This window comes from Pseudomonas sp. PDM02, from assembly GCF_014852285.1.
GTDB lineage: Bacteria > Pseudomonadota > Gammaproteobacteria > Pseudomonadales > Pseudomonadaceae > Aquipseudomonas > Aquipseudomonas migulae.
Genome location: NZ_JACVBL010000005.1, coordinates 26,140 through 51,278, shown reverse-complemented (window position 1 = coordinate 51,278; position 25,139 = coordinate 26,140). Strand labels below are relative to the sequence as shown.

The 25,139-nt window shown below is 60.5% G+C and carries 24 protein-coding genes; 12 read left to right on the top strand and 12 right to left on the bottom strand.

The features are described 5' to 3' along the window. Positions 1-40: 40 nt before the first annotated feature. The 3 genes from rho to IB245_RS10305 all read right to left on the bottom strand — a co-directional run bounded on the left by rho (position 41) and on the right by IB245_RS10305 (position 2,708). Positions 41-1,300, bottom strand: a complete 1,260-nt coding sequence (gene rho / locus IB245_RS10315) for a transcription termination factor Rho (RefSeq protein ID WP_007942421.1) — start codon at positions 1,298-1,300, stop codon at positions 41-43. 250 nt (positions 1,301-1,550) lie between these two features. Further along, positions 1,551-1,880, bottom strand: coding sequence for a thioredoxin TrxA (trxA, locus tag IB245_RS10310; RefSeq protein ID WP_003206727.1), 330 nt, complete (start codon positions 1,878-1,880; stop codon positions 1,551-1,553). A gap of 120 nt (positions 1,881-2,000) precedes the next feature. After that, positions 2,001-2,708, bottom strand: a complete 708-nt coding sequence (locus IB245_RS10305; RefSeq protein WP_008024287.1) for a FadR/GntR family transcriptional regulator — start codon at positions 2,706-2,708, stop codon at positions 2,001-2,003. A gap of 255 nt (positions 2,709-2,963) precedes the next feature. On the opposite strand from IB245_RS10305, the gene IB245_RS10300 reads away from it, so the two are divergent. From IB245_RS10300 to ppx, 5 genes are all read left to right on the top strand, one after another. Then, a complete protein-coding gene (locus IB245_RS10300; RefSeq protein WP_008024289.1) occupies positions 2,964-3,749 on the top strand; it encodes a transporter substrate-binding domain-containing protein in 786 nt (261 codons plus the stop codon). Between the two features lie 21 nt (positions 3,750-3,770). Then, entirely contained in the window at positions 3,771-4,439 is a 669-nt protein-coding gene (locus IB245_RS10295; RefSeq protein ID WP_008024292.1) for an amino acid ABC transporter permease, read from the top strand. Continuing rightward, positions 4,436-5,086, top strand: coding sequence for an amino acid ABC transporter permease (locus IB245_RS10290; RefSeq protein WP_008024293.1), 651 nt, complete (start codon positions 4,436-4,438; stop codon positions 5,084-5,086). The genes IB245_RS10295 and IB245_RS10290 overlap by 4 nt, the downstream gene beginning before the upstream one ends. Further along, the gene (locus IB245_RS10285) at positions 5,073-5,810 is read left to right on the top strand and encodes an amino acid ABC transporter ATP-binding protein (protein WP_192227495.1); all 738 of its coding nucleotides are present in this window, start codon (positions 5,073-5,075) and stop codon (positions 5,808-5,810) included. Before IB245_RS10290 ends, IB245_RS10285 begins: the two co-directional genes overlap by 14 nt. A gap of 233 nt (positions 5,811-6,043) precedes the next feature. Further along, positions 6,044-7,546: an exopolyphosphatase gene (ppx, locus tag IB245_RS10280; protein WP_008024297.1), complete on the top strand. Its 1,503-nt coding sequence runs from the start codon at positions 6,044-6,046 to the stop codon at positions 7,544-7,546. Between the two features lie 191 nt (positions 7,547-7,737). Here the strand turns inward: ppx and ppk1 are convergent, their stop codons facing one another. Both ppk1 and hemB read right to left on the bottom strand, forming a co-directional pair. Next, positions 7,738-9,960, bottom strand: coding sequence for a polyphosphate kinase 1 (gene ppk1, locus IB245_RS10275; RefSeq protein ID WP_192227494.1), 2,223 nt, complete (start codon positions 9,958-9,960; stop codon positions 7,738-7,740). Between the two features lie 18 nt (positions 9,961-9,978). Continuing rightward, the gene (gene hemB, locus IB245_RS10270; protein WP_010465043.1) at positions 9,979-10,992 is read right to left on the bottom strand and encodes a porphobilinogen synthase; all 1,014 of its coding nucleotides are present in this window, start codon (positions 10,990-10,992) and stop codon (positions 9,979-9,981) included. A gap of 208 nt (positions 10,993-11,200) precedes the next feature. On the opposite strand from hemB, the gene IB245_RS10265 reads away from it, so the two are divergent. After that, positions 11,201-11,833 (top strand): DedA family protein, encoded by a 633-nt coding sequence (locus IB245_RS10265; protein ID WP_008040674.1) that lies wholly within the window; start codon positions 11,201-11,203, stop codon positions 11,831-11,833. Here IB245_RS10265 and IB245_RS10260 read toward each other — a convergent pair. Continuing rightward, entirely contained in the window at positions 11,814-13,049 is a 1,236-nt protein-coding gene (locus IB245_RS10260; RefSeq protein ID WP_192227493.1) for a sterol desaturase family protein, read from the bottom strand. The two genes, IB245_RS10265 and IB245_RS10260, sit on opposite strands and share 20 nt — an antisense overlap. 115 nt (positions 13,050-13,164) lie before the next feature. Here IB245_RS10260 and elbB point away from each other — a divergent pair, with 115 nt between their 5' ends. Further along, positions 13,165-13,833 carry an isoprenoid biosynthesis glyoxalase ElbB gene (gene elbB / locus IB245_RS10255; RefSeq protein ID WP_192227492.1) on the top strand — a complete coding sequence of 223 codons (669 nt, stop codon included), beginning with the start codon at positions 13,165-13,167 and terminating at the stop codon, positions 13,831-13,833. A 116-nt stretch (positions 13,834-13,949) separates the two neighbouring features. On the opposite strand, the gene IB245_RS10250 is transcribed toward elbB, so the two are convergent. After that, positions 13,950-14,405 (bottom strand): YaiI/YqxD family protein, encoded by a 456-nt coding sequence (locus IB245_RS10250; protein ID WP_192227491.1) that lies wholly within the window; start codon positions 14,403-14,405, stop codon positions 13,950-13,952. 140 nt (positions 14,406-14,545) lie between these two features. Further along, a complete protein-coding gene (locus IB245_RS10245; protein ID WP_192227490.1) occupies positions 14,546-16,444 on the bottom strand; it encodes a cytochrome c/FTR1 family iron permease in 1,899 nt (632 codons plus the stop codon). 317 nt (positions 16,445-16,761) lie between these two features. Here IB245_RS10245 and IB245_RS10240 point away from each other — a divergent pair, with 317 nt between their 5' ends. From IB245_RS10240 to IB245_RS10225, 4 genes are read left to right on the top strand one after another with little or no spacing between them, the layout of a single operon-like run. Next, the gene (locus IB245_RS10240) at positions 16,762-18,147 is read left to right on the top strand and encodes a COG3014 family protein (protein ID WP_192227489.1); all 1,386 of its coding nucleotides are present in this window, start codon (positions 16,762-16,764) and stop codon (positions 18,145-18,147) included. A gap of 15 nt (positions 18,148-18,162) precedes the next feature. Next, on the top strand, positions 18,163-18,513 hold the full coding sequence (locus IB245_RS10235; protein WP_192227488.1) for a YcfL family protein: 351 nt from the start codon (positions 18,163-18,165) through the stop codon (positions 18,511-18,513). Between the two features lie 33 nt (positions 18,514-18,546). After that, positions 18,547-19,137, top strand: a complete 591-nt coding sequence (lpoB, locus tag IB245_RS10230; protein WP_192227487.1) for a penicillin-binding protein activator LpoB — start codon at positions 18,547-18,549, stop codon at positions 19,135-19,137. Positions 19,138-19,140: 3 nt separating this feature from the next. After that, positions 19,141-19,884: a hypothetical protein gene (locus IB245_RS10225; RefSeq protein ID WP_008040655.1), complete on the top strand. Its 744-nt coding sequence runs from the start codon at positions 19,141-19,143 to the stop codon at positions 19,882-19,884. Positions 19,885-19,938: 54 nt separating this feature from the next. Here IB245_RS10225 and IB245_RS10220 read toward each other — a convergent pair whose 3' ends face one another. The 3 genes from IB245_RS10220 to IB245_RS10210 form a co-directional block, all read right to left on the bottom strand. Next, the gene (locus IB245_RS10220) at positions 19,939-20,571 is read right to left on the bottom strand and encodes a LysE family transporter (protein ID WP_008024319.1); all 633 of its coding nucleotides are present in this window, start codon (positions 20,569-20,571) and stop codon (positions 19,939-19,941) included. Between the two features lie 238 nt (positions 20,572-20,809). After that, positions 20,810-21,391: a mechanosensitive ion channel family protein gene (locus tag IB245_RS10215; protein ID WP_192227486.1), complete on the bottom strand. Its 582-nt coding sequence runs from the start codon at positions 21,389-21,391 to the stop codon at positions 20,810-20,812. Beyond that, positions 21,391-23,301 (bottom strand): ATP-binding cassette domain-containing protein, encoded by a 1,911-nt coding sequence (locus tag IB245_RS10210; RefSeq protein WP_192227485.1) that lies wholly within the window; start codon positions 23,299-23,301, stop codon positions 21,391-21,393. The genes IB245_RS10215 and IB245_RS10210 overlap by 1 nt, the downstream gene beginning before the upstream one ends. A 50-nt stretch (positions 23,302-23,351) precedes the next feature. On the opposite strand from IB245_RS10210, the gene IB245_RS10205 reads away from it, so the two are divergent. Further along, the gene (locus tag IB245_RS10205) at positions 23,352-23,816 is read left to right on the top strand and encodes a TIGR02444 family protein (protein WP_192227484.1); all 465 of its coding nucleotides are present in this window, start codon (positions 23,352-23,354) and stop codon (positions 23,814-23,816) included. On the opposite strand, the gene IB245_RS10200 is transcribed toward IB245_RS10205, so the two are convergent. Continuing rightward, entirely contained in the window at positions 23,813-25,003 is a 1,191-nt protein-coding gene (locus tag IB245_RS10200) for an AlgP family protein (RefSeq protein ID WP_192227483.1), read from the bottom strand. The two genes, IB245_RS10205 and IB245_RS10200, sit on opposite strands and share 4 nt — an antisense overlap. Positions 25,004-25,139: the final 136 nt, after the last annotated feature.

The following is a 25,139-nucleotide window of genomic DNA, read 5'->3' as shown; positions in this document are numbered from 1 at the left end:
CAAAAAGCCGGGTTTCCCCGGCTTTTGCTGGTCTATCGACTTACTTGCGTTTCATCGACAGGAAGAACTCATCGTTGGTCTTGGTCGTTTTCAGCTTGTCGACCAGGAACTCGATGGCAGCGATCTCGTCCATCGGGTGCAGCAACTTGCGCAGGATCCACATGCGCTGCAACTCGTCGTCGGCCGTCAGCAACTCTTCGCGGCGGGTGCCGGAACGGTTGATGTTGATGGCCGGGAAGACGCGTTTTTCAGCGATACGGCGATCCAGCGGCAGTTCCATGTTGCCCGTGCCTTTGAATTCTTCGTAGATCACTTCGTCCATCTTCGAGCCGGTTTCAACCAGCGCGGTGGCGATGATGGTCAGCGAACCGCCTTCTTCGATGTTCCGCGCGGCACCGAAGAAACGTTTCGGTTTCTCCAGGGCGTGAGCATCGACACCACCGGTGAGCACTTTGCCGGAGCTCGGGATCACGGTGTTGTAGGCGCGAGCCAGACGGGTGATGGAGTCGAGCAGGATCACCACGTCTTTTTTGTGTTCGACCAGGCGCTTGGCCTTCTCGATCACCATTTCGGCAACCTGCACGTGGCGGGTTGGCGGCTCGTCGAACGTCGAGGCAACCACTTCGCCGCGCACGGTGCGCTGCATTTCGGTTACTTCTTCCGGACGCTCGTCGATCAGCAATACGATCAGATGAACTTCAGGGTTGTTACGTGCGATGTTCGCCGCGATGTTCTGCAGCATGATCGTTTTACCGGCTTTCGGCGGTGCAACGATCAGACCGCGCTGGCCTTTACCGATCGGGGCGCACAGGTCGATGACACGACCGGTCAAGTCTTCGGTGGAACCGTTGCCGGCTTCCATCTTCATGCGCACAGTCGGGAACAGCGGGGTCAGGTTCTCGAAGAGAATCTTGTTTTTCGCGTTCTCGGGACGATCGTAGTTGATCGTGTCGACCTTGAGCAGCGCGAAATAACGCTCGCCTTCCTTTGGAGGGCGGATCTTGCCAACGATAGTGTCACCGGTGCGCAAGTTGAAACGGCGGATCTGGCTCGGCGAGACGTAGATATCGTCCGGGCCGGCGAGATAGGAAGCGTCAGCGGAGCGCAGGAAGCCGAAGCCGTCCTGGAGAATCTCCAGCACGCCATCACCGGAGATTTCCTCGCCGCTTTTAGCGTGCTTCTTGAGCAGGGAGAAAATCACGTCCTGCTTGCGCGAACGGGCCATATTTTCTATGCCCATCTGTTCGGCCAATTCGAGCAGTTCGGTAATCGGCTTTTGCTTGAGTTCAGTCAGATTCATATAGGAATGACGTAATCATTTATGGAGGGGGGGAAATTAAGCTTTTGGCTTAATGAGGCCGCGCCGCAGAGAAGGCGACAGGATCGCGTACTTATTCGAAAAGGAGTGCGTCGGCGACGGCTAGCAGGGGGCAGTGGAGAAACCAGTGCGGGGCCGAATGTAACACCTGAGTTTCGGAGCGTCTAGCCCTCAATAACGAAAAAGCCCCGCAATATGCGGGGCCTTTTTTCGGACACTTTACAAACGACGCTTAGATGTTGGCGTCGAGGAAAGCAGCCAGTTGCGACTTCGACAGTGCGCCGACCTTGGTCGCTTCAACGTTGCCGTTCTTGAACAGCATCAGGGTCGGGATACCACGCACGCCATGCTTGGCCGGGGTTTCCTGGTTTTCGTCGATGTTCAGTTTGGCAACGGTCAGCTTGCCTTTGTAGGTTTCAGCAATCTCGTCCAGAACAGGAGCGATCATTTTGCAAGGGCCGCACCACTCAGCCCAGTAGTCGACCAGTACAGCGCCTTCGGCCTTGAGTACGTCGGCCTCGAAGCTAGCGTCGCTAACGTGTTTGATAAGATCGCTGCTCATGGAAGTCTCCAGGTTGTAAGCAAAAAAACGTGGCCCATCATAGCCGCCCTTCCCTCGTTCAGGAAGGTGCAGATGATTGAGTCTCACTATGGTGGTGCATGAGTTTGGGTATAGCTCAAGTCAGGATGTGGCGGGAGCGACGAAGGCAATTCCGGTGCGCAGGGCAGCGTTGCGCACATGTTCGTGCATGGCCTTCTGCGCCGCGCCGGACGAACGCCGGGCCAGTGCACGGAGGATTTTGCGGTGCTCGTGCCAGGTTTCCATGGCCCGTTCGGCCCGGATGAACGGTAGCTTCTGGCTCTCCAGGAAAATGTCGGCGCTGGCCGTCAGGATGCTCAGCATTGCCTGATTACCGCTGGCCAGCAGGATGCGCCGGTGAAACTCGAAGTCCAGGCGCGCCGCCGCCTCGAAGTCACCCACCTTCAGTTCATTGCGCATCGCGGCGACGTTGTCCTCCAAAGCATCGAGCTCATCGGTGCTCAACGTCACGGCGGCCAGCCCGGCGGCAAAACCTTCCAGGGCGTAGCGCAACTGGAAGATATCCAGCGGTGATGCCTGTGCCGCGAACGGCCAGCTCAGCGCCGCATCTTGGCGAGGCAAGTCCACCGGCGCCTGCACGAAAACGCCTTTGCCCGGCTGAATGCTGATCACGCCCAAGGCACTCAGCGACGACAACGCTTCGCGCAACGACGCCCGACTGACCCCCAATTGCACCGCCAGATCCCGCTGCGAAGGCAAGGCATCCCCCGGCCCGAAACCTTGTTCGGCGATCAGTTTACGGATGGCTTGCAGCGCCACTTCAGGTACAGCTCGGGAAATCGAATTCATGGTTTTCGGACGAACCAGGCGAATGAGCGGCTAGTTTTAAAGCTATTCGCGGCGCCCGGCAAGTCGTGCCCCACCGGGGTTCGGTAATGGCCGACGATGCGCTATCAGAGTGCGAAACACAGACCGACTGTTCAGACCAGTAAGACCGAACAACGCCAGTAAAACCGTGGCCTGGCACGGCAAAAACCCAATGTTGGCATGGCCCGTGCTCTGTCGATCCGCAGAAACCATTCCTCGCCGATCCGGAGATTTGCCATGACCCTGCGTTACAGCGCCCTCCTCGCCTCCCTGTTCGCCAGCCTGCTGCTGAGCCAGGTGCCCGCCCACGCCGACGGTCTGGAGGATGTGGTCAAACGCGGCGTCCTCAAGGTTGCCGTGCCTCAGGACTTCCCGCCATTCGGCTCGGTCGGCCCGGACATGAAACCCCGCGGCCTCGATATCGACACCGCGAAACTGCTGGCCGACCAACTCAAGGTCAAGCTTGAACTGACGCCGGTCAACAGCACCAACCGCATCCCGTTCCTGACCACCGGCAAGGTCGACCTGGTGATCTCCAGCCTCGGCAAGAACCCCGAGCGCGAGAAAGTCATCGACTTCTCCAGCGCCTACGCGCCGTTCTACCTCGCGGTGTTCGGCCCGCCGGATGCTGCCATCAAAGGCCTGGACGACCTCAAGGGCAAAACCATCAGCGTCACCCGTGGCGCCATCGAAGACATCGAACTGACCAAAGTCGCCCCCGAAGGCGTCACCATCAAGCGCTTTGAAGACAACAACTCGACCATCGCAGCCTACCTCGCCGGACAGGTTGACCTGATCGCCAGCGGCAACGTGGTGATGGTCGCGATCAGCGAGAAAAGCCCGAAACGCGTACCCGCGCTGAAAGTGAAGCTCAAGGATTCGCCGGTCTACGTCGGCGTAAACAAGAACGAGCCGGCGTTGCTGGGCAAGGTCAACCAGATCCTCGCCACCGCCAAGACTGACGGCGCGCTGGAAAAAAACTCACAGACCTGGCTGAAAGAGCCGCTGCCGGCCGATCTCTGATCGTCCCTCGGGAGATTTGATATGGCCTATCAGTTCGACTTTCTGCCGGTGGTGCAAAACACCGACCTGCTCGTGCGCGGTGCGCTGTTCACCCTGGAACTGACGGCCATCGGCGCGGTGCTCGGCGTCGGTCTGGGCATTGTCGGCGCGCTGGTGCGGGCGTGGAATATCCGCCCGTTCTCGGCGATCTTCGGGGTTTACGTCGAGTTGATCCGCAACACGCCGTTCCTGGTGCAGTTGTTTTTCATCTTCTTCGGTTTGCCATCGCTGGGCGTGCAGATTTCCGAATGGCAGGCGGCGGTGCTGGCGATGGTGATCAACCTCGGCGCTTATTCGACCGAGATCATCCGCGCCGGCATTCAAGCGATCCCTCGCGGGCAACTTGAAGCCGCAGCGGCATTGGCGATGACCCGGTTCGAAGCCTTCCGCCATGTGGTCCTGCTACCAGCGCTGGGCAAGGTGTGGCCGGCGCTGAGCAGCCAGATCATCATCGTGATGCTCGGCTCGGCGGTCTGTTCGCAGATCGCCACCGAAGAGCTGAGTTTTGCCGCCAACTTCATTCAGTCGCGCAACTTCCGCGCTTTTGAAACCTACGCCCTGACCACGCTGATCTACCTGTGCATGGCGCTGCTGATCCGCCAATTGCTGAACTGGATCGGTCGTCGTTACATAGCAAGGAGCAGCCAATGAGCGATTTCACGTTCTGGGACATCGTGCGCAACTTGCTCACAGGCCTGCAATGGACGCTGGCGCTGTCGCTGGTGGCGTTTATCGGCGGCGGGTTGATCGGGTTGCTGATCATGGTCATGCGCATTTCGAAAAATGCCCTGCCGCGCAACGTTGCACGCACCTACATCGAGCTGTTCCAGGGCACGCCGCTGCTGATGCAGTTGTTCCTGGTGTTTTTCGGGGTGGCGCTGGCCGGGGTGGAAATCTCGGCGTGGATGGCGGCGGCGATTGCCCTGACCCTGTTTACCAGCGCTTACCTGGCGGAGATCTGGCGCGGTTGCGTGGATTCGATTCCCAACGGTCAGTGGGAAGCTTCGTCGAGCCTGGCGCTCAACCCGCTGGAGCAACTGCGCTACGTGATCCTGCCGCAAGCGTTGCGCATCGCCGTGGCGCCGACCGTGGGTTTCTCGGTGCAAGTGGTCAAAGGCACCGCCGTGACCTCGATCATCGGCTTCACCGAACTGACCAAGACCGGCGGGATGCTCGCCAACGCGACCTTCGAACCGTTCATGGTCTACGGCCTCGTCGCCCTCGGCTACTTCCTTCTCTGCTACCCCTTGTCCCTCAGTGCGCGCTACCTGGAAAGGAGACTGCATGCCTCTGCTTAGAATTTCCGCCCTGCATAAATATTACGGCGACCACCATGTACTCAAAGGCATCGACCTCAGCGTCGAGGAAGGCCAGGTGGTGGCGATCATCGGCCGCAGCGGCTCGGGCAAATCGACCTTGTTGCGCACGCTGAACGGCCTGGAGTCGATCAACGACGGCGTGATCGAAGTCGACGGCGAATACCTCGATGCCGCGCGCGCCGATTTGCGCAGCCTGCGGCAGAAAGTCGGGATGGTGTTTCAGCAGTTCAACCTGTTCCCGCACCTGACGGTGGGCGAAAACGTGATGCTCGCGCCGCAAGTGGTGCAAAAAGTGCCCAAGGCCAGAGCGGTGGAGTTGGCGCGGGAGATGCTGGAACGGGTCGGGTTGGGCGAGAAGTTTGATGCGTTCCCGGATCGGCTGTCCGGCGGGCAGCAACAGCGCGTGGCAATTGCCCGGGCGCTGGCGATGTCGCCGAAGGTGTTGCTGTGCGACGAGATTACTTCGGCGCTGGACCCGGAACTGGTCAATGAGGTGCTGAGCGTGGTTCGGCAACTGGCCAAGGAGGGTATGACGCTGATCATGGTCACCCATGAAATGCGCTTTGCCCGGGAGGTTGGGGATAAGTTGGTGTTCATGCATCAGGGGAAGGTGCATGAGGTCGGGGATCCGAAGATTCTGTTCGCGAACCCGCAGACGGCGGAGTTGGCGAATTTTATCGGGACGGTCGAGGCGACAGTCTGAAAGATCTTCAGTGGCTGTTATGTCGCCTTCGCGGGCAAGCCTCGCTCCTACAGATTCAGGCTGTTCGCGGAACATTCACCCACCGCCAACCTGTAGGAGCGAGGCTTGCCCGCGAAGGCGTCTGCGAGATCACTACTCTTTCCTGCTCAGGATCAAGGCTTTGAACGCTACGCGTTGGCGTCAGCGTTTGATCGTGGCACGATGTCGAGGTTATCGACCGAGACCCCCTGACCATGCCGCAATCCCAAGCCAAGAATCTGTCCCTGATCGCCGCAATCGACCTGGGCTCCAACAGCTTTCACATGGTCGTGGCCAAGGCCCAGAACGGCGAAATCCGTATTCTCGAGCGTCTCGGGGAGAAGGTTCAGCTGGCCGCCGGCATCGACGAAGAGCGCCACCTCAACGAAGAATCCATGCAGCGCGGGCTCGATTGCCTGAAGCGTTTTGCCCAACTGATCAGCGGTATGCCGCCCGGCGCCGTGCGGATCGTGGGCACCAACGCCTTGCGCGAAGCTCGTAACCGCGTCGAATTCATCCGCCGCGCCGAAGAAATTCTCGGCCACCCGGTGGAAGTCATCTCCGGTCGTGAAGAGGCGCGCCTGATCTACCTCGGCGTGTCCCACACCCTCGCCGATACGCCGGGCAAACGCCTGGTGGCCGACATTGGCGGCGGCAGTACCGAATTCATTATCGGCCAGCGCTTCGAGCCGCTGCTGCGCGAAAGCCTGCAAATGGGCTGCGTCAGCTACACCCAGCGTTATTTCAAGGACGGCAAGATCACCCCGGCCCGCTACGCCCAGGCGTACACGGCGGCGCGGCTGGAGATCATGAGCATCGAACACGCCCTGCATCGCCTGACCTGGGATGAAGCCATCGGCTCCTCGGGCACCATCCGCGCGATCGGCCTGGCGCTGAAAGCCGGCGGTCACGGTACGGGCGAGGTCAACGCCCAAGGCCTGGCCTGGCTCAAGCGCAAGCTGATCAAGCTCGGCGACGTCGAGAAAATCGACTTCGAAGGCATCAAGCCTGACCGCCGGGCGATTTTCCCGGCGGGCCTGGCGATTCTCGAAGCGATCTTCGACGCCCTCGAACTGCAACGCATGGACCACTGCGAAGGTGCTCTGCGCGAAGGCGTGCTCTATGACCTGTTGGGCCGTCACCATCATGAAGACGTCCGTGAGCGCACGCTCAGCTCGCTGATGGAGCGTTACCACGTCGATCTGGAGCAAGCGGCACGGGTCGAGCGCAAGGCACTGCATGCGTTCGATCAGGTGGCGGAAGATTGGGAGCTGGACGACGGCGTCTGGCGCGAACTGCTCGGCTGGGCTGCCAAGGTCCATGAAGTGGGCCTGGACATCGCTCACTATCAATATCACAAGCACGGCTCGTACCTGATCGAGCACTCGGACCTCGCCGGGTTCTCCCGCGAAGACCAACTGATGCTCGCGCTCCTGGTGCGTGGCCACCGCCGCAATATTCCCCGGGACCGGTTTGCCGATTTTGGCGACGAAGGCATCAAGCTGATTCGCCTGTGCGTGCTGCTGCGCTTTGCGATCCTGTTCCATCACATCCGCGGCACCCAGGAAATGCCTCAAGTGGCGCTGCACGCCAATGGTGACAGCCTGGAGGTGTTGTTCCCGGAAAACTGGCTGGACGACAACCAGCTGACCCAGGCTGACTTTGCGCTGGAAGCTGAATGGCTGACGCGTGTGGGTTTCGTGCTCAACGTCCGATAACCCCCCGAAAAACGCTCGCCGTACACGGTTCTGTAGGAGCACGACTTGCCGGCGAAGGCGATTTCGAGGACGCCTTCGCGGGCAAGCCTCGCTCCTACGGGTCTGCGCGCTCAGGCTCCTACAGGGAATGGTGGTAGTGGAAACAAAAATGGCGATCCGCAGGGATCGCCATTTTTTATGCCGCGTGAAGGTTAACGCACCGCCAGAATCGGGCTGCCCAACCGCTCCAGCAACGTGGCCTGTGCACTGCGCGGGTTTTGGTTGCCGGTCGGCGTGTTGCGGATGTAACGACCGTCCGCCTGCAGGCTCCAGCTGTGAGTGTTATCGGTGAGATAAAGCTCCAGCTCTTTCTTGACCCGCATGATCAGCTTCTTGCCTTCCACCGGGAAGCAAGTCTCGACGCGCTTGTCGAGGTTGCGTTCCATCCAGTCGGCACTGGAGAGGAACATCTGCTCTTCACCGCCATTGAGGAAGTAGAAGACCCGGGTGTGTTCCAGGAAGCGGCCGATGATCGAGCGCACGTGGATGTTGTGCGAAACCCCGGCGATTCCCGGACGCAGGCAGCACATGCCGCGCACCACCAGATCGATGCGCACGCCGGACTGGCTGGCCTTGTACAGCGCGCGGATGATCTTCGGATCGGTCAGCGAGTTGAACTTGGCGATGATGTGCGCCGGTTTGCCGTCGAGGGCGAACTGCGTCTCCCGGGCAATCATGTCGAGCATGCCCTTCTTCAGGGTGAACGGCGCGTGCAACAGCTTCTTCATGCGCAGGGTTTTACCCATGCCGATCAGCTGGCTGAACAATTTGCCGACGTCTTCGCACAGGGCGTCGTCGGAGGTCAGCAAGCTGTAGTCGGTGTACAGACGGGCGTTGGCCGCGTGGTAGTTGCCGGTACCCAAGTGGGCGTAACGCACAATTTCGCCAGCCTCGCGACGCAGGATCAGCATCATCTTGGCGTGGGTCTTGAAGCCGACCACGCCGTAGATCACCACCGCACCGGCCGCTTGCAGACGGCTGGCCAGTTGCAGGTTGGACTCTTCGTCGAACCGCGCGCGCAATTCGATCACCGCGGTGACTTCCTTGCCGTTACGCGCCGCATCCACCAGCGCATCGACGATTTCCGAGTTGGCGCCGGAGCGGTACAACGTCTGACGCACCGCCAATACGTGCGGATCCTTCGCCGCCTGACGCAGCAAATCGACCACCGGCGTAAACGACTCGAACGGGTGCAGCAGCAGAATGTCCTGCTTGCTGATCACGCTGAAAATGTTCTCGCTGTTCTGCAGCAGTTTCGGGATCTGCGGCGTGAACGGCAGGTATTGCAGCTCGCGCTGACTGTCGAGGCCGGTGATGCTGAACAGGCGGGTCAGGTTGACCGGACCGTTGACCTGATACAGCTCGGTTTCGTGCAGGTTGAACTGCTTGAGCAGGTAATCGGACAGGTGTTTCGGGCACGTGTCGGCCACTTCCAGACGCACCGCGTCACCGTAGCGACGGGAGAACAGCTCGCCGCGCAGGGCGCGGGCCAGGTCTTCCACGTCTTCGGTGTCGACGGCAAGGTCGGCGTTTCGGGTCAGGCGGAACTGGTAGCAGCCCTTGACCTTCATGCCCTGGAACAAGTCATCGGCGTGCGCGTGAATCATCGACGACAGGAAGACATAGTTGTCGCCAGGGCCACCGACTTCTTCCGGCACCTTGATCACTCGCGGCAGCAGACGCGGGGCCGGGATAATCGCCAGACCGGAGTCGCGACCGAAGGCGTCGATGCCTTCGAGCTCGACGATGAAGTTCAAGCTCTTGTTCACCAGCAACGGGAACGGGTGCGTCGGGTCGAGACCGATCGGGGTGATGATCGGCGCGATCTCGTCGCGGAAATAACGGCGAACCCAGGTTTTGAGCTTGGTGGTCCAGTAACGACGACGGATGAAGCGGACCTGATGTTTCTCCAGTTCCGGCAACAGAATGTCGTTGAGGATGGCGTACTGGCGGTCAACGTAACCGTGTACCAGCTCACTGATCCGGGCCAGGGCCTGGTGCGGTTGCAGACCATCGGCGCCGGCCTGTTCACGGGCGAAGGTGATCTGCTTCTTGAGACCGGCCACACGAATTTCGAAGAACTCATCCAGGTTGCTGGAGAAAATCAGCAGGAACTTCAGCCGTTCCAGCAACGGATAGGACTCGTCCAGCGCCTGTTCCAGCACGCGGATGTTGAACTGCAGTTGCGAGAGTTCGCGGTGGATGTACAGGCTGCTGTCATCCAGGCCCGGAATGACAATCGCTGGCGCCGCCGGTGCGGTTTCGACCACTACCGCGGGTGGAGCAGGCTCCAGCTCCGGCGGGGTTTCGGCGATCGGCTCCACCACGGGTTGAGCCTCTTGTACTGCAACTTCAGTGAGTCCTTCGGTATTCATCGAATGTTCCTGGGAGGGCTATTTTTGCTCTCGTAACAATTGAGCAGCACGTACGGCAAAGTAAGTCAGGATGCCATCAGCGCCTGCACGTTTAAAAGCGGTCAGGGATTCGAGGATAACCCCTTCGCTCAACCAGCCATTCTGGATCGCCGCCATGTGCATGGCGTATTCACCGCTGACCTGATAAACAAAAGTCGGCACTTTGAATTCTTCTTTGACCCGGTAAAGGATATCCAGATATGGCATGCCTGGCTTGACCATGACCATGTCTGCGCCTTCTGACAAGTCCGCCGCCACTTCGTGCAGGGCTTCGTTGCTGTTGGCCGGGTCCATCTGATAGGAGGCCTTGTTGGCTTTGCCCAGGTTCAGCGCCGAACCCACCGCATCGCGGAACGGGCCGTAATAGGCGCTGGCGTACTTCGCCGAATAGGCCATGATCCGCACGTTGACGTGATCGGCCAGTTCGAGGGCTTCGCGGATTGCCTGGATGCGACCGTCCATCATGTCCGACGGGGCCACCACTTGAGCACCGGCTTCGGCGTGGGACAGGGCCTGCTTGACCAGTGCGTCGACGGTAATGTCGTTCTGCACATAGCCTTCTTCGTCGAGGATACCGTCCTGACCGTGGGTGGTGAACGGGTCCAGCGCGACGTCGGTGATCACACCCAGTTCAGGGAACTGCGCACGCAGGGCGCGAGTGGCGCGCTGGGCAATGCCGTTCGGGTTCCACGCTTCGGCGGCGTCCAGCGACTTGAGTTCCGGTGGCGTGACCGGGAACAGCGCTACGGCTGGAATCCCCAGTTCGACCCACTTGGCCGCTTCTTCCAGCAACAGGTCGATGGTCAGGCGTTCAACGCCGGGCATCGAGGCCACCGCTTCGCGACGGTTTTCACCGTCCAGCACAAACACCGGCAGGATCAGGTCATCGACGGTCAGGACGTTTTCACGAACCAGTCGACGCGAGAAATCATCACGGCGGTTACGGCGCAGGCGGGTGGCTGGAAACAAGCGATTGGCGGGGGTAAAACTCACGGCAGACTCCTGAGCCCGCGCTGGCGGGCGAGCGTGACAGTTATAAGCGGCCATTATGACCGTGGTATTACAGTTGTGTGCACCCCCGCGACACGTAGTCGCATTCCATTGTCCTTGTAGGAAATGTTCACGTCGAGACACATTTGGACACTTTCATGAATGTGCACGAAGGGTTAGGCTGCGCGTTCATTTCGCCAGCACCCAGACAATGCTCCAACAATTTCTGCATGACTTCGGCTACTTTGCCCTTTTTCTCGGCACGTTCTTCGAAGGCGAAACCATCCTGGTGCTCGCAGGCTTCCTCGCGTTCCGTGGATACATGGACATCAACATCGTGGTGGTCGTGGCGTTTTTCGGCAGTTATGCCGGCGACCAGCTGTGGTACTTCCTGGGACGCAAGCACGGCCGCAAGTTGCTGGCGCGCAAGCCTCGCTGGCAGATGATGGGCGACCGGGCACTGGAACACATTCGCAGGCACCCGGACATCTGGGTGCTGAGCTTCCGTTTTGTCTACGGTTTGCGCACGGTGATGCCGGTGGCGATCGGCCTGTCGGGTTATCCGCCGGGACGTTACTTGTTGCTGAACGGGATCGGCGCCGCGATCTGGGCGGCCGCACTGGCGGCTGCGGCCTATCACTTCGGCGCTGTGCTCGAAGGCATGCTGGGCAGCGTCAAGAAGTATGAGCTATGGGTACTCGGCGCCCTGCTGGTGCTGGGCTTTGCCTTGTGGCTGCGTCGCCGCTTCAAGAATGCGCGCCTGGCCAAGCAGGTCTATGCCGAAGAGCAGGCCTTGAAAGCCGAACAGGCCAAGGCCGCCGAGGTCAAGACGCCAAGCGAGTGAAACGGTTTCTGCAACAGTAGAGACCGATTCCGCTGAGCAGGCTGTAACTCAGCAGGCCGACCCAGCCCACCGCGCTGGCCGGCCACAGCCCGACCAGCGGTGCCAGCCACACCAGCGGCACGTTCGACGCCAGCCGCAGCAGCTCCAGCTTCAACGCCCACGGGCGATTCTCCAGGGCCACGCCCAAGGAAAACAATCCCAGCGCCACGGCGCTCCAGCCGAGCACCAGCGCGGCGGTCGGCAGCTGCGGCTCGAAGTTCATCAAGTAACTGCCCAGCGCGATGTAGACGCAGAACTGCAACAGCACATAAATCTGCTGACGCCCGTCCAGCGGCACTTCGAATTTGCGGAACTGGCTCAAGTCCGGCTTGCTCATCGGGTATTTCGCCGCCACGTCCGCTGGCCGCCAACCGGTGCGCATGAACCAGATCCGCAACTTGTCCCACGTGCTTTCAGCCCGTCGCGCGTCATCCCACAGCTGCGCGTAGAACTGCACGTTTGCCCACAACGGATTCCAGCTCGCCAGCGGCGTGGTCACGCCGAAAATCACCGGTTCGTTGTCGTCTTCTTCCTGGAACGAGCCAAACAGACGGTCCCAGATAATGAACACCCCGCCGTAGTTGCGATCCATGTAGAGAGCGTTCTGTGCATGGTGGGCCCGATGATTGGATGGCGTGACGAAGAACCACTCGAACCACCCGAGCTTGGGAATGTGCCGGGTGTGCACCCAGAATTGATACAGCAGGTTCAGCGCGGCGACGCTGACAAACACCAGCAGCGGCACGCCGAGTACCGCCATCGGCAGGTAGAAAATCCAGCTCAACAGGAAACCGGTACTGGTCTGGCGCAACGCCGTGGAGAGGTTGTAGTCCTCGCTCTGGTGATGCACCGAATGCGCGGCCCAGAGGATGTTGCGTTCGTGGCCCATGCGATGCAGCCAGTAGTAGCAGAAGTCGTAGAGAACGAAGGCGAACACCCAGACCCAGACGCTGTCGGCAGAGAGTTCGAACAGTGCCAGATGCTTGAGCGCAAAGGCATAGGTCACCAGCCCCACGCCCTTGGTCAACAGGCCCGTGGTGGTCGACAGCACGCCGGTGCTGATGCTGTTGATCGCGTCGGCCACCCGATAGTTGCTGACCCCGCGCCAACGGTCGGCCAGCAGCTCGACGGCAATCAGCACAAAGAAGAACGGCACCGCATACAGAATGAAGTCCATGACGCGCCCTGATCGGAATCTTGAGGACAGATGCTAGGTGTAGCCGCGAATTGAACCTATGGCAACGAGTGACAAATTAGTGGACATTTAACGCCATGAATCTGGAGAAAAGCCCATGAGCAAAAAAATTGCAGTGATCCTTTCCGGCTGTGGCGTCTACGACGGCGCCGAGATCCACGAAAGCGTGATTACCTTGCTGCGACTGGATCAGCGCGGCGCGCAGGTGCAGTGCTTCGCCCCCAACATCGCGCAGTTGCACGTGATCAACCACCTGACCGGCGAAGAAATGCCCGAGTCGCGCAATGTGCTGGTGGAGTCGGCGCGGATCGCCCGGGGCAACATCAAGGATATTCGCGAAGCTGACGTCGAAGAGTTCGATGCGCTGATCGTGCCGGGTGGTTTTGGCGCGGCGAAGAACCTGTCGAACTTCGCCATCGAAGGCGCTGGCTGCACCGTGCAACCCGATGTTCTCGCCCTGACCGAGGCGTTTGCCGAAGCGGGCAAACCGGTCGGGCTGATCTGCATCTCGCCGGCGCTGGCCGCGAAGATTTATGGACCGGGCGTGACCTGCACCATCGGCAATGACGCCGATACCGCCGCCGCGATGAACAAGATGGGCGCCACTCACAAGGATTGCGCTGTGACTGACATCGTTGAAGACAAAGCACGCAAGTTGGTGAGCACCCCGGCGTACATGCTGGCGCAATCGATCAGCGAAGCAGCGTCCGGCATCAACAAACTGGTCGACCGCGTGCTCGAACTGACCCACGAAAACGACGAGTAACACCATTCCCCTGTGGGAGCGGGCTTGCTCGCGAAGGCGGTGCGTCAGTCAGCATTAATGTGTCTGACACACCGCCTTCGCGAGCAAGCCCGCTCCCACAGGGTTCAGCGTGAAGTTCAGGATTTGCGGGTTAGCCGCGTCAGGATCCGATCCAGCGCATTGGCAAACGCCTGCTTCTCGCGCTCGCCAAACGGCGCCGGCCCGCCGCTCATCTGCCCCTGTTCACGCAAGTCGGTGAACAGGTTGCGCACCGCCAACCGATCACCCATGTTCTGCGCGTCGAACTCCTTGCCTCGCGGGTCCAGCGCCGCCACGCCTTTCTTCACCAAGCGGTCCGCCAGCGGCACATCGCTGCAGATCACCAGCTCACCAGGCACCGCGTGTTCCACCAGATAATCGTCCGCCGCATCCGGCCCGCTCGGCACCACGATCAACTTCACCAGCGCCAGCCCCGGCTTGATCTGCGGCTGCCCGGCCACCAGCACCACCTCGAACTGACGCTTGAGGGCGAACTTCACTACCAGATCCTTCGCCGCCCGGGGGCAAGCGTCGGCATCGATCCACACGCGCATAGAGTTTTTCCCCTTTAAAAGCTTCGCGGGCAAGCCTCGCTCCTACAGGTTATACGCGCCCACAAAAAACGCGCGAATCCTGTAGGAGCGAGCGGTGCGGCGACCCGACTTGCCCGCGAATGTGAGCGCAGCGAATGCTGTCAGGAAACCGGCACCCGCCGCTTCTCCGCCACCCAGCTACGCCCATACAACACAATGATCGCAATGATCGCCACCGCCTGCGCACTCAACGAATACGCATCCGCGTGAATACCCAGCCAGTCGAAGTCAAAGAACGGCACCGGCCGTGTGCCGAAGATCCCGGCTTCCTGCAACGCCTTCACGCCATGACCGGCAAACACCACCGACAACGCGCACAACAACCCGGCGTTGATACTGAAGAACAGCGACAGCGGCAGTTTCGCCGAGCCCCGCAGGATCACCCACGCCAGGCCAACCAACAGCACCAGCGCCGTCGCCCCGCCCGCCAACACCGCGTTATGCCCCGCCGGCCCCGCCTGCAACCACAGGGTTTCGTAGAACAGAATCACTTCGAACAGTTCGCGGTACACCGAGAAAAACGCCAGTGTCGCAAAACCGAAACGGCCACCGCCGCCCACCAGGCTGCTCTTGATGTAATCCTGCCAGGCCGCCGCGTGGCGACGGTCGTGCATCCACACGCCGAGCCAGAGCACCATGACCGCGGCGAACAACGCTGTCGCACCTTCCAGCAATTCACGCTGCGAGCCGCTGACATCAATCACGTACGCCGCCAGTGCCCAGGTCGCCAGACCGGCCAGCAACGCCAGGCCCCAGCCAACGTTGACGCTGCGCACCGCCGATTGCTGGCCGGTGTTGCGCAGGAAGGCAAGGATCGCCGCCAGCACCAAAATCGCTTCCAGGCCTTCGCGCAGCAGAATCAGCAGACCGGAGATGTAACTCAAGGACCAACTCAGGCCATCACTGCCCAGCAGGCCGGCAGACTGTTTCAACTTGGCTTTGGCCGCCTCCAGACGCTCTTGGGCCTGGGCCACCGGCAAACCGTCCTGCAAAGACTGACGGTACGCCATCAGCGATTTTTCGGTGTCCTTGCGCACGTTGGCGTCGACGTTGTCCAGCGAGCTTTCGACCAGTTCGAAACCTTCCAGGTACGCCGCCACCGACAGGTCATAGGCTTGGTCGTGATCGCCGGCACGATAGGCCGCGATACTTTTGTCCAGCGTTGCAGCGGTGTAATCGAGCAACTGCGCCGGGCCACGCTTGACCTGCGGCGGTTGCGCACGCTGCGCACGGAAAGTCGCTGCCGCTTGCGGGCCTTCGCCAGCCAGCACTTCGGCCGGAGTCTGACGGGCCAGGTCGGCGATGTTGTAGGTCTTTTCAGATGCGGCTGCGGCCGGATCGGCACTGAAACCGGCGATGTAGGTCGCCAGGTCCCAGCGCTGACGATCGTCCAGCTGGTCGGCGAAGGCCGGCATGTCAGTGCCTTCGACACCCATCCCCAAGGTGTTGTAGATCGCGTACAGGCTCAGGCGATCCAACCGCGCGGCATCGCGCAGATTGGCTGGCGGCGGCGCAAGGCCGACACCGGCAGGGCCATCACCGGCACCTGCATCGCCATGGCAGACCGAGCAATGCTGGGTGTACATCGACGCACCACGGGTTGGGTCCGGTGTAATGATCGGCGCCTGACTGACTTCATAGGCCACCGCCAGCTTCGCACCGAGCTGCCGTGCCTGACGGGAAACGTCCGAGCCGTCCTGCCGCGCAGCGATGGATTTGCGCAGAGTGCCGACACCCTGCTCCAGCACCGCTTTTTCCGGCTTGGCCGGCAGGCCGGCGATCAGGCCTTGCAGCACCTGGCTGAATTCCAGCTGCTCGCGGTATTCAGACTCATTGATGACTTTGCCGGCCTCGACCGACTCCGGGTAATCGGCGCCGATGTAATCAAGCAAATGCAGCGCTTGCGGCGCACCTTCTACGGTGTCGGCCAGCAGATTGGAACTGCACAAGGCAAACAGCGGCAATACCAGCCAGGCCAAGAAACGGGACGGGGCAGTCATGAATGAATCTCAATTGGAAATACGAAGTAACACATTGTTCACTTCGAATGAGTTTCGCTCAAGCTTTGTTGTCTGAAACGCCGTCGCAGACCTCGAATGGTGCTTTTTCCAGATGATGGCATCTTTCTGTTTAGCAGCAATCAAAAAGCCATTACTGCGCCACCTTCCCTGTCTATAATGACGAGCCTTCAATTGATCGATATGGCACTCAAAGCTCCTCTGCTTATGAGGAATTGGCAGGACGCACGTCTGCGCCGATAGGTCCAAAAAGCCCGACCAGCAAGCGTGGCTGATCACCATTCACGGAAGAAGTACCTATGGCCTCCCGCGCCCTTGCAGTGATTGCGGTCAGTGCTGTCACGCTCCTCTCCGGCTGTTCGGTGTTTCGCAACTACGACTCGGAGCTCGCACAAACCAACATGCAGCTGGCTTCCGGCAATATCGATGCGGCGCTGACCCTGCTGGAAAAGAACAACTTCGGTGCAGACAAGGACCTCCTCTACTACTTCGAGAAGGGTGAACTGCTGCGCGCCAAGGGCGATCTGTCTGGCAGCCAGAACGCCTGGAACAGCGCCGATGTCGTGGTCGGTCAATGGGAAGAGTCGGTCAAACTCGATGCCGGCAAGTACCTCGCTCAGTTCGGCAGCTTCCTGGTGAACGACAAGGTCCGCCGCTACGAAGGCTACGACTACGAAAAAGTCATGCTGACCACGCAAATGGCCCTGAATCTGCTGGCCGTCAACGACTTCGACGGCGCACGTATCGCGATCAAGAAAACCCACGAACGTGAAGCGGTGATCGCCGACCTGCGCGACAAGGAATACCTCAAGAGCGAAGAGGAAGCCGATAAGGTAGGCATCAAGACCGAGTTAAAAGACTTGTATGGCTATCCCGTCGCCAGCCTCGACGCACCTGAAGTGGTTGGGCTGAAAAACAGCTACCAGAGTGCCTTCAGCCATTACCTGGCCGGCTTCGTCTACGAAGCCCTGGGCGAAAAAGGCCTGGCCGCACCGGGTTACCGCACAGCAGCCGAACTGCGCCCAAACACTCCGCTGCTGGAGCAGGCATTGAAGGATCTGGACCAGAAAAGTGCCGAGGACGAAGACAGCGACATCCTGATCGTCGTGCAAAGCGGGCTGGCGCCGGCCCGGGGCTCGATCCGCTTGCCACTGACTCTGCCGATCAGCAACGGCGTGGTGATCGCTCCGCTGTCCTTCCCGGTCATCAAGCCAGATACCTCCACCGCCCCGCTCACCCAGATTGGCGTGGACGGTCAGCAACTCACCCTGACGCAACTCAACAGCATTACCACCATGTCCCGCCGCGCACTGCGTGACGACATGCCGGGCATCATTGTGCGCACCACTGTTCGTGCGGCTACCCGTGGCGTGGCGCAGGAAAAGATCAAACAAGTCAGCCAGTTGGCGGGCATGGCAGTCGGTTACAGTTCAACCGTGCTCGAAGGTGCCGATACCCGTACGTGGCGCACCCTGCCGGACAACACCCATGTCGTGCGCCTGCGCCTGAAGAAAGGCGAGCACCAGGTCGCGGTTGGAACGACAGTGCTCAAGATCACCGTTGACCAGCGCTATCAAGTCATCAGCCTGCGCGCCGTGGGCAACCAGGTCTTCGCCAGCGGCCTGGCCGTTCACGCGACCCCGAGCGCCAGCCCGACAGCCGTGGCCAGCTTCAAACAACTTTAATTACGGAGTCTTCCCATGCGCTTCAAACTCATCGCTGTCGTCATCCTGGCCTTGTTGGCCGGTTGCGCCACAACAGCCGCCAGCAAGGTAGTGGCCTTGGGCAAGCTAAGGGACATTGAGATCGACGCCATGCGTGTCGCCCGGGAAAACGGCTTCATTACGGTCAATACACAGCTGAGCAACACCAGCTCCGACAACAAGACCTTCTACTACCGCTTTGCCTGGCTCGACCCTGATGGCTTCCCGGTTGCCGAAGAAGAAACCTGGAAGAGCCAGATGATGTACGGCGAGCAGACCCGCTACATTCAGGCCATAGCGCCCACCCCCAAGGCCGTGGATTTCCGCCTGGAAATCAATACGCCTTAACACCCTATTCGTTCAGCTTCAGAGAGCATTCCCATGTTTGTACGCTTTTCGATGATTGCCGCTATCGCCCTCCTGGCCAGTGGTTGCGCCAGCAACCACCCACCGACCCTGGGCAGCAAGAACACCAGCTATGGCGACACCAAGGCTGTGGAAACCATCACCAACGAGTTCAGCTCCACCGACCTGCAGATCATCGCCGAGTCCATGACCCGCTCTCTCGCCCAGTCCGGCATTCTGCGTGGACGCCCGGTGGTCCAGGTCTACGACGTGAAGAACAAGACCAGCGAATACATCGACACCCGTGAAATCACCACCACCATCAAGACCCAACTGATGAAATCGGGCACGGCACGCTTCTCCAGCGACAACACCGATATGCAGAGCCAGGTTGATCAGATCCAGCTGCAAAACCAGAGCGGTCTGTACAAGAAAGCCACCGTGTCCAAGATCGGCAACATGATCGCCGCCAAATACCGCCTTGAAGGTTCGATCAGCTCGATCGTCAAGCGCAGCAGCGAGTACAAGGACGTCTTCTACAAATTCAGCCTGCAATTGATCGACGTTGAAAGCGGTCTGGCCGAGTGGATGGACGAAAAAGAGATCCGAAAAACTACGGAGCATTAATCAATGCGCGCATGGATTGGGATGATGGCCCTGGCTTGCACGTTCAGCGTGCAGGCGGCCCCGAAAGTCGCAGTAACCGACCTGGCATACGAGGAGCGCGTGGAGCAGTACATCCACACCGTTTCGTCCAAGGACAATTACCGCGAGGGTGAGTACAGCTCCAGCGGTTCTTCGAGCTACGACTCGTTCGAATCCAAAACCAGTTACATCGAGCAAACCGAGCTGCGCAAATTCACCGGCGACATCAAGGGCCAGATGCTGCGCTCCGGAATGTTCCAGCTGGTGCAAGGCAAGCCGCACACCGCCGAGTCCAAAGTCGATATCTATGACGTGATCGAGCGGATCAAGGCCGGCAACTTCGAGGGCGCCGACTATGTACTGTTCGGCACCTTGTCGGACGTAGACTTCAACAGTGATGTCAACGAGATACCCAACACCAACAGCTATTCCTCGGTGCTGGCACTGACCCTGGTGGCGGATTTCAGCCTGATCGACACCAAAACCTTCGAAATCACCTCGGCCTTCACGGCGATGGGCGAAGGCCAGGACACCAAGTTGACGAACCATCGGGACGCGAAGATCTCACAGAGTCGCCCACGGTTGGTACGTGAGGTGTCCAAGTCCCTGGGGGAAGATGTGGCTCGTCAGTTGAGCGAACAACTGGGTGGCAGCGGGAATGAGCAGCAAGAGCAGGCGCCGTTGAGCAATAATCTGCCAGAGGATACAGAGCCGGTCATTTTGCGCTGATCCCTTGAACGAAAAAGGCGACCTCAAGGGTCGCCTTTTTTGTGCCTGACGGTTTTACACCGCCGCTTTGCGCAGCGTCGCCATAAACGCCGCAGCGCCAATGAACAGCCCGGCAAACGTGCGGTTCATGCGTCTTTGCTGCTTGGGCGTGCGCAACATGCGCAGCACTTTGGACGCCAGCCCGGTGTAACCGGCCATGACGATCAAGTCAACGCAGACCATGGTTACGCCGATGATCAGGTATTGAACCAGTAATGGCGCATGCGGATCGATAAACTGCGGCAACACCGCCAGCATGAACACCAGGGCCTTGGGGTTGCTGATGTTGACCAGAAAACCGCGGAACACCAGGGCCATCGGTTTGCCGATCTGACGCACCGCCGCGTCATCGCTCATGTCGCTGGGCAGTGCGCGCCATTGCTTGATCGCGAGATAAACCAGGTACGCCACGCCGAACCATTTGATCGCATAAAAAGCGCTGGCCGACGCCGTGAGGATCGCGCCGACACCGGCGCCGACAATCGCGATCTGCACCGCCAGGCCCAATTGCAGGCCCAGGGCATTCCAGTAACCGCGCCAGAAACCGTATTGCAGACCGCTGGACATCGACGCAATGGCGCCGGCACCGGGGGACAGGCTGATCACCCAGCAGGCGGCAAAAAACGCCAGCCATGTTTGAAGCTCCATCGCACACCTCGACTCGGACTCGTAAACAGATGTCTAAGCTAATGCGGCTTTGGGCCGATGACCATCGATTTTTTGCAGGATGTTGCGGTCGCCGACCAGCGTTTTAAGACTCAAGGGCCCCTTCGCGAGCAAGCCCGCTCCCACAGTTGATCTTGGCGAACACAAATCATGCGAACCACACGGACCTAGTGTGGGAGCGGGCTTGCTCGCGAAAGCGGTATGTCAGGCAACGGAGGGCTTACTTTTCAAACCCGCTGGAAGGGAATACATCCGTACCGCGCCAGCGTCGAACCGAGCGCTGGAAGAACAGGCTGTTAGGCACCTGAACCATCGCACTGCCGGTCCCAAGCTCTTCAGCTTCGATCAACGTGGTGTAAAGCAGATTGATCGCCACCACCCGACCTTTGACGCCGGGCTTGTCAGTGGTGTCCACCAACTCGACCACATCGCCGAGGCGAAACGGGCCGACGGTGAAGATCAGGATCGCGCAGAGCAGATTGGAGAGCACGCTCCACATGGCGAAAAACGCCACCGCCGCGACCGCGACGAAGCCGGACAGTGCGGTCCAGAGCACCGTCGCCGACACCCCGAGGCGTTCCAGCACGAAAATCAGCGCACTGCCCATGATCAGCCAGCGCAGGCCGCCCCGCAGCGGCATCAGCAGCTGCGGCGGAAACGGGTAGCGCTCGCCCAGGCGTGTCAGGCACTTCGCGACAAAGCGCTGGGTGAAGTAACCGGCCAACAGAATCAGCAGGATTTGCACGACGAGCCAGATCGGCTCGACCCACACCGCCGGCAGCGGCAGCTTGAACGCCTCCATCAGGACAGCGCCTCCAGCTCCGCCTGCATGCTTTCCAGCAACTCCAGGGCTTCCATCCAGGCTTCTTCCAGTTCGGCTTCACGCACTTTCAGCTTGGCTTGCTCGGCCAGCAGATCACGCAGGTCGTTCTTGCGCGCCGGCTCGTAAATGTCGCTGTCGCCGAGGCTGGTATCGATCTTCGCCAGCTTCTCGTGGAGCTTGCCCAGCTCGGCTTCGAGCTTGTCAGCCTCGCGCTTGTGCGGTGCCAGTTGCTGACGCAACGCAGCGGCGGCCTGGCGCTGGGCCTTCTTGTCAGTCTTGTCCGGATTGACCGGCGTGGTGCTGACCGGGGCATTGCGCTGACGGTAGTCGACCAGCCAACGGGCGTAGTCTTCCAGGTCGCCATCAAACTCCTCGACCTTGCCGTCCGCCACCAGATAGAAATTGTCGGTGGTGCTTTTGAGCAAATGACGATCGTGGGAGACCACCAGTACCGCACCGCTGAATTCCTGCAGGGCCATGGTCAGCGCCAGGCGCATTTCCAGGTCCAGGTGGTTGGTCGGTTCGTCGAGCAGCAACAGGTTCGGCCGCTCCCAGGCGATCAACGCCAGGGCCAGCCGGGCTTTCTCGCCACCGGAGAAGTTCAGCACGGGCTCATCGATGCGCGCGCCGCGGAAGTCGAAACCACCGAGGAAGTCGCGCAACGTCTGTTCACGCTCGGTTGGCGCCAGACGCTGCAAGTGCAGCAACGGGCTGGCCTTCGAGTCGAGGGAATCGAGCTGATGCTGGGCGAAGTAACCGACGACGGTGTTCTCGCCACGGGTCAGCCGACCGGCCAGCGGCGAAAGCTCACCGGCGAGGTTTTTGATCAGGGTCGATTTACCGGCACCGTTGGGGCCGAGCAAACCGATGCGCGCGCCGGGGGTCAGTTGCAGCTTGACCTTCTCCAGCACGGCTTTGTCGCCGTAGCCCAGACGGGCATCGGACAGATCGATCAGCGGGCTGGAAATCTTCGTCGACTCGCGGAAGACGAAGTCGAACGGCGAATCGACGTGGGCGGCGGACAACTCTTCCATCCGCTCCAGCGCCTTGATCCGGCTCTGGGCCTGACGGGCCTTGGTGGCCTGGGCCTTGAAGCGGGCGATGTAACTTTCCATGTGCGCACGCTGCGCCTGCTGCTTCTCGTAGGCCTGCTGTTGCTGGGCCAGACGTTCGGCGCGGGCACGTTCGAAAGCGCTGTAACCACCGCGATACAGGGTGATCTTGCGTTGGTCGACGTGGGCCACGTGATCGACCACGGCGTCGAGAAAATCCCGGTCGTGGGAAATCAGCAGCAAGGTGCCGGGATAGCTTTTCAGCCATTCTTCGAGCCAGATGATGGCGTCGAGGTCCAAGTGGTTGGTCGGTTCGTCGAGCAGCAGCAAGTCCGAGGGGCACATCAATGCCTGCGCCAGGTTCAGGCGCATCCGCCAGCCACCGGAGAAATCGCCGACCTGGCGATCCATCTGCTCATTGGTGAACCCAAGCCCGGCCAGCAGCTTGCGGGCACGAGCGTCGGCGGTGTAACCGTCGGCGCTGTCGAGTTCCGAGTGCAGGCGGGCCAGAGCGGTGCCGTCATGGGCGGCTTCGGCCGCGGCGAGGTCACGTTGCACCTCGCGCAGGCGCAGGTCGCCATCGAGCACGTAGTCGACCGCCAGGCGCTCGAGCGTCTCGATCTCCTGGCGCATGTGGGCGATGCGCCAGTCGGCCGGCAGGAAGCAGTCACCCGAGTCCGGGTGCAGTTCGCCCCGGATCAAGGCGAACAGGCTCGATTTGCCGGCGCCGTTGGCACCGATGAGGCCGGCTTTGTGGCCGGCGTGCAGGGTCAGCTCGGCGTCTTCTAGCAGACGTTGCGGGCCACGCTGTAAAGTCAGGTTCTGAAGTCGAATCATAATGGCGGCGGAGTCTACCAGCTTCGCTCGCAACTGGCGCGAGTAGCACTATGTCCTCTGACCTGTGGAGCTTTTCCCTTGGCACTTACGCCCGTCCCGGCGTTGAAGCCGCGTGCCTGACCCTGCAATCGACGGGGGTGAATGTGTGCCTGTTGCTATGCGGGTTGTGGCTGGGCCAGCGGGGAGTCGCCTGCAACGAGCATCGACTGCAGCAGCTTCGCAACGTGGCGCAGCCTTGGGACGCGGATGTCGTTCAACCGCTGCGCGCCTTGCGCATGCGATGGAAAGTCGTCGCGACTGAGGACGCCGAACTGAATGCGTTACGCGAACAAGTAAAAACGCTGGAGCTGGAAGCCGAGCGGCATTTGCTGATGCGGCTGGAGCGAGCGGCGTTGAATTGGCCGCAGTGTGAGGCGACCGATTTATCGGCCTGGCTGGAGGGTGTGGCGGCGGGTGCCGCCCACCTGGACCGCGACGCGCTGCATCAGCTGCGCGTCGCGGCAACCGGCACTTAGGAAGCGCTGGTTGGGGTGGAGCTGGTGCTCGACGGTGCGACAGGCGTTGGCGCCGTGGTGACTGTCGAGGTGGAGGCTGCTGGTGCAGGCGCGGCCGAAGCGGATGGCGCCGGAGTCGCTGGCTTGGCAGCAATTACCGGGGTCGGCTTGGCAACAGCGGCCGGTTTTTTCACGGCTGGTTTGGCTGCTGGCTTGGCAGCTGGTTTTGCAGCCGGCTTGGCAGCGGCAGGTTTGGCTGCTGGTTTCGCTGCGGCAGGTTTTGCCGCGGTGGCTGGCTTGGCAGCGGCGGCAGGTTTTGCAGTCGCAGGTTTTGCAGCAGCAGTCCTGGTAGCGGCCGGTTTGGCAGCAGGTTTCGCAGCAGCAGTTTTAGCCACTGGTTTTGCAGCTGGCTTGGCAGCGGTTTTAGCGGCGACTGGCTTGGCAGCAGGCTTCGCAGCGGCAGTTTTAGCGGCTGGTTTTGCAGCTGTTTTAGCGGCCGGTTTTGCGGCGGGTTTGGCCGCTGCAGTTTTCGCTACGGCCGGTTTGGCAGCAGTGGTTTTTGCAGCCGGTTTTGCGGCAGCTGTTTTGGCAGCGGCTGGCTTGGCAGCAGGTTTGGCAGCAGCAGTTTTAGCGGCTGGTTTTGCAGCCGGTTTAGCAGCGCTGGCAGCGACTGGTTTTTTCGCCGCAGGTTTAGCTGCAGGTTTAGCCGCCGCTTTCACAGGTGCCTTGGCGGCAGGTTTGGCCGGTGCTTTTGCAGCAGCCGGTTTGGCAGCGGCTTTCTTCGCAGGGGCCGCAGCAGGCTTGGCCGCACGCAAGGACAACGCCTTGGCGACAGCCTCTTGAACACGACCGACGCCCTGGGCCAGTTTCAGGCTTTCCTGGGCATCGCGCTTGAGTTGCAGAATGTAGGCGCGGGTGTCGGACTGACGATCCTTGAGGGCATCGAGCACGTCTTCGAGTTGCTGCACGCCGTCCTTCGCCTTGGCTTGTGCCTTGGCTTTGCCGGCCGCCGCAGCGTCCTGCAATTTGGTGCGGGATTTGTGCAATTTCTCTTGTGCTTTTCCGCGCTGTTTTTCCAGTTTGGCGAGCAGTTTTTCAGCATCAGCCAAGGCTTGGGAACAAGCGGTTTCCAAATGCTCGAGCAAGCTGCCCGACAGTTGTTGGAGTAAGTGCAACGGGGTATTTACAGGCTTCTTGGTGGCCGACATGGTTTACCTCCTGGCTGACGTGGGTGCGGCTCATACTAGACCTCTGCTGCTACCGCCGCTAGGGCATGTTGACAGTATCGAAAGCGTCGCGTTGCAACGGATCGAAAATCTTCTGCGCTTACGCAAAACAAGTTCA